We start from the raw sequence: 7,962 nt of genomic DNA on the forward strand, positions 1-7,962 counted from the left end.
ACGTCAGCGTCCGCAAGTCCTTCTAAGGACCTGCATCCCGGCCGGCCCCAGCGGGGCCGGCCGGTTCGCGGCGGGAGCGTCTACGTCGCTCCCGAACCGCTCCTGCCGACGCCCTCGCGTTTCCGGCCGCCACCACGCGGCGAGGCGGCGAGGCCGGCCCCCTGAACGCCCCTGATGTGCATGCCGCGCGGCCTAGGTTTAGCCACCGCCGAGCAAACACGTTGGAGCGTGGGATATGAAGTTGTGGGGACAGATCTCGGTCGAGCTGAGCGTTGGCGACTATCTTGAGGCCGCCGACCACCAACGGCGGTTGGAAGACATCCTTCAGCTGGTTCGGACGGCCTATCCTGAAGCGACCCTAGCCGCCCTCAAAGACGCCCGACGGCCGCTGTGCGCGCCCTTCCGTCCTATCGGCACAATGGGGTGATCACCGCGGACGTGTCGGTCCCTCAATCCCAAGGTGAGCGGCGAACACCTTTCCGTCGTCCTGCTGATTCAACTGGCGCAGCAGGGGCTCGCTCAACTGGCCGACCTCCGCGCCAGGCTCGGCCGCTCGCCGCACGTCCAGGTGATGATGGAGATCGCCCCACGACCAGATGTGCATCGCCATGTTCGAGAGCATGGAAAGCTTCAACCTATTCGCCAACGCACAGATCGCCGATCATCCTGCCGTGGGGCGCTACGAGCCTATCTTCGTGCGTCGGCGCGTGAAGTTCGGCGCGGCCATTCCCCTCTAGTCGTATGTTTAGTCGCGTCTTCTGGCTGTGAACCGGCGGCTGTTTCGCCTGAAAGCGCTCTAGGGCTCGACGGCCGCCTGCAACACCGCCGCCAGGCGCTGGCGTAGGTTCGCCCGACCTTCCTCGTCCAGGTCGTGGTCGGCGGTGATCGCCTGAGACATGCAGACGCCCATGATCAGGTCGCCGGCCAGACGCGCCCGCACGTCGGCGTCGGGGCCGCCCAGCCAGGCGGCGAAGGGATCGTGGAAGTGCGTGCGCATTGAGCGCCGCAGCGGCTCGGCCGCGGCGAGCGATGAGGCCGAGCGCAGCATGATGAGCAGGTATTCGACCCCCTGATCGACGTCGCGATCATCGAGAATCTTGGCGGCGACCCGGACGCCGAAATCGCTGAGCGTTCCCTCGAACAGGTCCGAGGCGTCGGGCGCGCAGTTCAGCACCTCGACGAAGAGCTCCTCTTTCGATCCGAAATAGCGAGACACGAGAGCAGCGTCGACTTTGGCGTCGGCCGCGATCTCGCGCAGACTCGCCCCGTCATAGCCTTCCTTCGCAAAACGGTGATGCGCTGCGTCCAGGATGGCCTGGCGTGTAGCGGCTGCATTCCGCGTGCGGCTCGGGGCCGGAAGCTCCACCATTTCTTCTCGTTCCACCCTTGTTGTCATCGGTTGTTGACATATGTAGGGGGTGTGGCTGTAAAAGTCATCAACTGTTGACTTGGGCGCCTCCCCGCGCCCGCTGGGATATTATATGCGCAAATTTCTCGCGCCGTTGGTCGCAACGGCTGCTGCTGCAATGGTTTTGGCCGCTTGCAGCAAGCCCGAAGGCCCGCCGCAAATGCCTGCGCCGCAGGTGTCCGTGGCCACACCGCTTCGCCAATCCGTCGTGGATTGGGACGATTTCACCGGCCGCTTCGAAGCTCCGGAGCGCGTGGATGTGCGCGCTCGGGCGGGCGGCTATCTGCAAAGCGCCAACTTCCGCGAGGGCCAGTTCGTCCAAAAGGGGCAGCTGCTGTTCCAACTGGATCCGCGCCCCGCGCAGGCGCAGCTCTCCGCCGCCCGCGCCCAGGCCCAGCTGGCCGCCAGCGACCTGGCCCGCGCCGAAAGCCTGCTGAAGGCCCAGGCGATCAGTCGCGAGGAATACGACAGCAAGCGCGCCGCTAACGAAGTCGCCCAGGCGACGGTTCGCGCTCGTGAGCTGGATCTTGAATTCACCCGCGTGACCGCGCCGGTCTCCGGCGTCGTCTCCGATCGCCGCGTCGACCCCGGCAATGTGATCTCCGGCGGCGGCTCAGGCGCCGACGTCCTGACCACCATCGTCTCGACCACGCCGATCCACTTCGTGTTCGACGCGTCGGAAGCGCAGCTTCTGAAGAACCAACGCGAAACCGGGAAGGGCGGCAAGGTGCAGATCCGTCTGCAGGACGAGGCCGACTATCGCTGGACCGGCCAGATCGATTTCACCGACAACAGCCTCGACGGTGCGTCGGGCGCCGTGCGCATGCGCGCCGCGGTCGCCAACCCGAACGGCTTCCTGAAGCCCGGGATGTTCGGCAAGGCCAAGGTCGAAGGCGCTCAGGCCTATGAAGCTCTGCTGGTTCCCGAGGACGCGATCGTTCCCGATGGCGCCCGCAAGGCGGTCAATGTCGTCGCTCCAGACGGCTCGGTCACTTTGAAGCCCGTGACGCTTGGTCCGCTGAGCCAGGGCCTGCGGGTCATCCGCAGCGGCGTGACGCCTCAGGACAAGATCATCGTCAACGGCACCGCCCGGATGATGATGCCAGGTCAGAAGGTCAAGGCGACCCTCGTCAAGATCACGCCCAAGCCCGCGGCCGAACGCACGACCACTGTCACCATTCCCGTGGCCTCGAGCGCCACCCCCGCCGGCGCTCAGTAGCGCCAGGCAACGGGACAGGACCCCATGCGCTTTTCGCACTTCTTTATCGATCGCCCGATCTTCGCGGGCGTCATCGCGGTGTTCATCACCCTGATCGGGGCCTTCGCGCTGCCGCTGCTGCCGCTATCGCAGTATCCGGACATCGCACCGCCGACCATCGCCGTGACCGCCGTCTATCCAGGGGCCTCCGCCGAGACGCTCGCCGAGACGGTCGCCGCGCCGATCGAGCAGGAGATCAACGGCGTCGAGGACATGCTTTACATGACCTCGTCGTCGACCGCCGACGGCATGGCGCAGATCTCGGTCACCTTCAAACCGGGCACCGACCTCGATGCGGCTCAGGTTCTGGTTCAGAACCGTGTCGCCTTGGCCGAGCCGCGCCTGCCCGAGCAGGTCCGTCAGACCGGCGTCACCGTCAACAAGCAGCTTTCCGGCTTCCTGCTGATCGTGGCGCTGACCTCCAAGGACCCGAACGCCGACCTCGACTACATTGGCAACTACGCCAACTCGACGCTGCGCGACCGCATGTTGCGGATCGACGGTGTCGGCGGCGTCCAGGTGTTCGGCGGCGGCTTCTATTCGATGCGGGTCTGGATCGACCCCGGCAAGGCCGCGGCCCGTAACCTGACGTCCGGCGAAATCGTCGCCGCGCTTCGCGCACAGAACGTCCAGGCCGCCGGTGGCGCGCTTGGCCAGGCTCCGTCCGACACCGGCGCGGCCTATCAATTGCCCGTCCAGGTCCAAGGCCGTCTGGCCGATCCCGAAGAGTTCGGAAATATCGTTATCCGCACCGACGCCGAAGGCCGCGTGACCCGCGTTCGCGACGTCGCGCGTGTTGAGCTCGGCGCGCAGGACTACGGGATGCGCGGCTACTTCAGCGGCGATCGCGGCATTGGTCTGGCGATCGTCCAGCAGCCGGGTTCGAACGCCCTGGCGACGGCCGCCGAGGTGCTGAAGGCGGTCGAGGAACTGAAGCCGACGATGCCCCAGGGCGTCAGCTACATGATTCCGTACAACCCGACGGAGTTCGTGCAGGCGTCCGTGGCCTCGGTCCAGAGCACGCTGTTCGAAGCGGTGATCCTCGTGGTCATCGTGATCATGGTGTTCCTGCAGACGTGGCGTGCGGCGATCATTCCGATCATCGCCATTCCCGTCGCGCTGGTCGGCACCTTCGCGATCCAGCTCGCGCTGGGCTACTCGCTCAACTCGTTGTCGCTATTCGCCCTGGTTCTCGCCGTCGGCATCGTCGTCGATGACGCCATCGTCGTCGTCGAGGCCGTGGAGCGAAATATCAAGTTAGGCATGACGCCCCGAGAGGCGGCGTTCCGAACCATGGACGAGGTGTCTGGCGCCTTGATCGCCATCGGGCTGGTGCTGCTCGCCGTGTTCGTGCCGACCGCCTTCATGCCCGGTATCCCCGGCATGTTCTTCCGCCAGTTCGCCGTGACCATCTCGGCGGCCTCGGTGATCTCTCTAATCGTGTCGCTGACCCTGTCGCCGGCGCTGGCCTCGATCCTGCTGAAGCCGCACGTCGAGCATGACGTTAACTCCGGCCCCCGCTGGATGAGGCCGATCAAGAACGCCGGCCATAAGTTCAACGCCGGCTTTGAGTGGTTGAGCGAAAAGTACGGCGCCCTGACCGCGCGGCTCGTGCGATCCGGGATGATCATGCTGGTCATCTATGCGGGCCTGATCCTGATGACCGGATGGCGCCTGACCTCCACCCCCGCCGGGTTCATTCCGCAACAGGACCAAGGCTTCCTGATCGGGGTCGTCCAACTTCCGCCGGGGGCTTCGCTCTCGCGGACGGACGCCGTGGTTCGCAAGGCCAACGCCATCATCATGGACACCCCAGGCGTTCAGAACGTCGCGGCCTTCGCGGGTCTCGACGGGGCGAGCTTCTCGTCCAGCTCGAACGGCGGCGTGTTCTTCGTGAAGCTCGACGATTGGTCAAAGCGCGGCAAGGACATGACCGCCGACGCGATGGCCGGGCAGATTATGGGTCGGTTGGGCGGCATCGAAGAGGCCAATATCTTCTTCCTGGCGCCTCCGCCGGTCGAAGGCATGGGTAACGCCGGCGGCTTCAAGATGATGGTCCAGGACCGTTCGGGCGCCGGTTATCAGGCGCTGGAACAGGCCGCCAACGGCCTGGTCGGCGCCGCCGCCCAGTCGCCGCAGACCACCGTCGGGGTGTTCTCGCAGTTCAACACCGGTTCGCCGCGCCTGAGCGCCGAGATCGATCGCGACAAGGCGCTGTTGATGGGCGTCCAACCCGGCGACATCTACGACGCGCTCGGCACGTATCTCGGCTCGACCTATGTGAACGACTTCAACCTGCTCGGCCGCACTTTCCGGGTGACCGCTCAGGCCGAGGCCGACGCTCGGGACGATCCGGCCGACATCGCCGCGATCAAGGTCCGTTCCGCCAGCGGCGGCATGGTGCCCTTGGGCTCGCTCGCCACCATCAAGGACGAAACCGGCCCGATCCGTGTTGTTCGCTACAACATGTTCCCGGCCGCCGAAGTCCAGGGCGGGGCGCCTCCCGGCGTCGCGTCGGGTGACGCGCTGGCGACCATGGAGCAACTCGCGGCCAAGAACCTCCCGCAGGGCTTCAGCTACGAGTGGACCGAACTCGCCTACCAGGAAAAGGCCGCCGGCAATGCTGGCGTGCTGATCTTCGCCTTGGCCGTCGTGTTCGTGTTCCTGGTGCTGGCTGCTCAGTACGAGGCGTTCACCTTGCCGCTCGCGGTCATCCTGATCGTGCCGATGTGTATTCTGGCGGCCATTCTGGGCGTCAATCTACGAGGCCAGGACAACAACATCCTGACTCAGATCGGCTTGATCGTACTTGTGGCCCTGGCCGCCAAGAACGCCATCCTGATCGTGGAGTTCGCCAAGCAGTCGGAAGAAGAGCACGGGGTCGACCGCTTCGAGGCGGCCGTCCGCGCCGCCAAGACCCGCCTGCGGCCGATCTTGATGACCTCCTTCGCCTTCATTCTTGGCGTGTTGCCTCTGGCGATCGCCAGCGGGCCGGGCGCGGAGATGCGGCAGGCCCTGGGCACCGCGGTGTTCTTCGGGATGATCGGTGTGACCATCTTCGGCCTGATCTTCACGCCGGTCTTCTATGTGCTCTGCCGTGGTCTCGCGGCGAAGCTCCCGAAGGCCAAGAGCAAGGAGAAGGACTATCCGACCACCGGCGGCGGCACGCCGCACAGCCCGCTCGAGTATGAAGGAGGCGCCAAGTGATTCGCCGTTCGCTAGTCACCGCCCTCCTGTCCGCCAGCGCGCTTAGCGCCTGCGCGGTCGGGCCGAACTACCAGGCGCAGGGGCCCATCGCCTCGGCGCAGGGGACCTTCGTCAGCGCCGAGCCCGCCGTGGCGACCGCCGATGCGCCTCCGGGTGATTGGTGGCGGCTGTTCCAGGACCCGGCCCTCGACGGCTTGGTCCAGGAAGCCCTGGTCGCCAACAAGGACATCGCGATCGCGGCGGCCAACCTGTCCCGGGTCCGCGCGGTGCTCAGCGAGAGCCGCGCCGGCCTGCTGCCGTCGACCACCGCCTCGGCGTCGGGCCAGCGGGTCCGCGGGCAGAATCCCGTGAACGGCCAGTTCGCCGAAGCTGACAGTTATTCGGCCGGCTTCGACATGTCCTACGAGGTCGATCTGTTCGGCCGCGTGCGCCGCAGCCTGGAGGCCAATCGCGCCGACGCCGCGGCGGCTCAAGCGGGGCTGGACGTGGTGCGGATCTCAGTCGCCGCCGAGACCGCGCGCGCCTATGCCGATATCTGCGCCGCCAACGCTCAGATCGCCGTCGTCAAGCAGACCCTGCAACTGCAGCAGCAGACCTATGATGTCACGGCCCGGCAGCTTGAGGTTGGTCGGGGCACGGCGCTGGACACCTCCAGCGCCGCAACTCAACTTGAGACGACGCGCGCGACCCTGCCGACCCTGGAAGGGCAGCGCGCTTCGGCGTTGTATCGTCTGGCGCTGCTGACCGGCAAGCCGCCAGCCGAGGCGCCTACGGCGGTGCTGGCCTGCAAGGCCGTGCCGCAAGTCGCGACGGCGCTGCCGGTGGGCGACGGCGCGGCCATGCTGGCCCGTCGTCCTGACGTGCGTCAGGCTGAGCGGGAACTCGCGGCGGCCACCGCCAGGATCGGGGTGGCCACGGCCTCGCTCTATCCCTCGGTGACCATTGGCGGGTCGATCTCGACGGCGGCGGCCAATTCCGGCGACCTGGGTGATGACTTCCAGTTCAATGTCGGGCCGCTGATCAGCTGGAACTTCCCCAACATCGTCGCCAGCCGCGCCCGGATCAAACAGGCCGGCGCCGTCGCGGAGGGGGCGCTCGCCAACTTCGAGAAGGCGAACCTGACGGCCCTTCAGGAAACCGAGACCGCGCTGAGCCAATACGCGCGGGAGCTCGACCGTCGCACGGCCCTGCGCCGCGCTCGGGACGAGGGAGCCAAGGCTGTCCGCCTGGCGCGCCTGCGCAACGAGGCGGGCGTCGACAGCTTGCTGGTCTTGCTGGTGGCCGAAAAGAACCTGGCGCAGCTGGAAGCACAGCTCGCCCTCTCCGACGCTCAAGTCACCACCAACCAGATCGCCCTGTTCAAGGCGCTGGGCGGCGGCTGGGGCGAAGGCTAGACGGCCAAAGGCGGGCTTCCTTCAGGGGAGCCCGCCGCTCCCCGGCGTTGCTCCTCGCCGCCGCGGAAGGCCGCTTAGCGCTCAATCCCCGCGGGCGGCAGACGTTGCCCTTTCCTTGATCCTGGCCCGCCGACGCCATCCATGGCTGGGCGCTCGTACTAGGCAGCCATGTCGCCGTGTCGCCCCAGGTTCGAACCTCAATCGCGGCGCGGCAATGGAGGGCCTCAGGAACGTGAGCCAAGCGCCGAACGTGACGCGCGAACTCGTGGCCCGTGGCGATACCGAGGCTCAGATCGTTTACATCTGAGGCGGTGATTTCTTGAGGGTATGGAAATCCGCCGAGGCGGCGGCGAAGCGCTAGTCTGGAGCGCTTTTCGCTTAGGTTCCCTTGGTCGGAGTGGCAGGATTCGAACCTGCGACCCCCGCGTCCCGAACGCGGTGCTCTACCAGACTGAGCCACACTCCGACTTGGGAGGGCGCCTTATAGGTGAGGCTCGTCTGCGCCGCAAGCGCCCTCGCACACCTCTGAAAGAACCTTTTTGGAGGCGTTGCATCCGGCGAATTGTTAGGCTATCTCCACGCCCTCGCCGCGGGGCGACTATCCCGCGAGCCGTTCCTGCTGGGGAATGGTGTAATGGTAACACTGCGGTTTTTGGTACCGTCATTCTAGGTTCGAGTCCTAGTTCCCCAGCCAC

General features: G+C 66.3%; 6 protein-coding genes and 2 tRNA genes. 5 read left to right on the plus strand and 3 right to left on the minus strand.

The genetic code is table 11. The annotated features are described in order from the left end of the window. Positions 1 to 235 precede the first annotated feature (235 nt). On the plus strand, positions 236 to 427 hold the full coding sequence (locus Q7T84_RS17575) for a hypothetical protein (RefSeq protein WP_304811420.1): 192 nt from the start codon (positions 236 to 238) through the stop codon (positions 425 to 427). On the opposite strand, the gene Q7T84_RS17580 is transcribed toward Q7T84_RS17575, so the two are convergent. Together Q7T84_RS17580 and Q7T84_RS17585 are read right to left on the minus strand one after the other, a co-directional pair. After that, positions 428 to 622 (minus strand): hypothetical protein, encoded by a 195-nt coding sequence (locus Q7T84_RS17580; protein ID WP_304811422.1) that lies wholly within the window; start codon positions 620 to 622, stop codon positions 428 to 430. A gap of 174 nt (positions 623 to 796) precedes the next feature. Continuing rightward, entirely contained in the window at positions 797 to 1,384 is a 588-nt protein-coding gene (locus Q7T84_RS17585) for a TetR/AcrR family transcriptional regulator (protein WP_304811424.1), read from the minus strand. Positions 1,385 to 1,589: 205 nt separating this feature from the next. Here Q7T84_RS17585 and Q7T84_RS17590 point away from each other — a divergent pair, with 205 nt between their 5' ends. Genes Q7T84_RS17590 through Q7T84_RS17600 form a run of 3 tightly spaced genes read left to right on the plus strand, consistent with a single transcriptional unit; the run spans position 1,590 to position 7,267 of the window. Continuing rightward, positions 1,590 to 2,627 carry an efflux RND transporter periplasmic adaptor subunit gene (locus Q7T84_RS17590; RefSeq protein ID WP_304811426.1) on the plus strand — a complete coding sequence of 346 codons (1,038 nt, stop codon included), beginning with the start codon at positions 1,590 to 1,592 and terminating at the stop codon, positions 2,625 to 2,627. A 24-nt stretch (positions 2,628 to 2,651) separates the two neighbouring features. Beyond that, positions 2,652 to 5,873: an efflux RND transporter permease subunit gene (locus Q7T84_RS17595; protein ID WP_304811428.1), complete on the plus strand. Its 3,222-nt coding sequence runs from the start codon at positions 2,652 to 2,654 to the stop codon at positions 5,871 to 5,873. After that, entirely contained in the window at positions 5,870 to 7,267 is a 1,398-nt protein-coding gene (locus Q7T84_RS17600; RefSeq protein ID WP_304811430.1) for an efflux transporter outer membrane subunit, read from the plus strand. Before Q7T84_RS17595 ends, Q7T84_RS17600 begins: the two co-directional genes overlap by 4 nt. Before the next feature lie 389 nt (positions 7,268 to 7,656). Here the strand turns inward: Q7T84_RS17600 and Q7T84_RS17605 are convergent. Continuing rightward, positions 7,657 to 7,733: transfer RNA gene (locus tag Q7T84_RS17605), tRNA-Pro, on the minus strand. A gap of 154 nt (positions 7,734 to 7,887) precedes the next feature. On the opposite strand from Q7T84_RS17605, the gene Q7T84_RS17610 reads away from it, so the two are divergent. Continuing rightward, positions 7,888 to 7,961: transfer RNA gene (locus Q7T84_RS17610), tRNA-Gln, on the plus strand. The last annotated feature ends 1 nt before the right edge of the window (position 7,962 follow it).

This window comes from Phenylobacterium sp. (assembly GCF_030654915.1).
Taxonomy (GTDB): Bacteria; Pseudomonadota; Alphaproteobacteria; order Caulobacterales; family Caulobacteraceae; genus Phenylobacterium.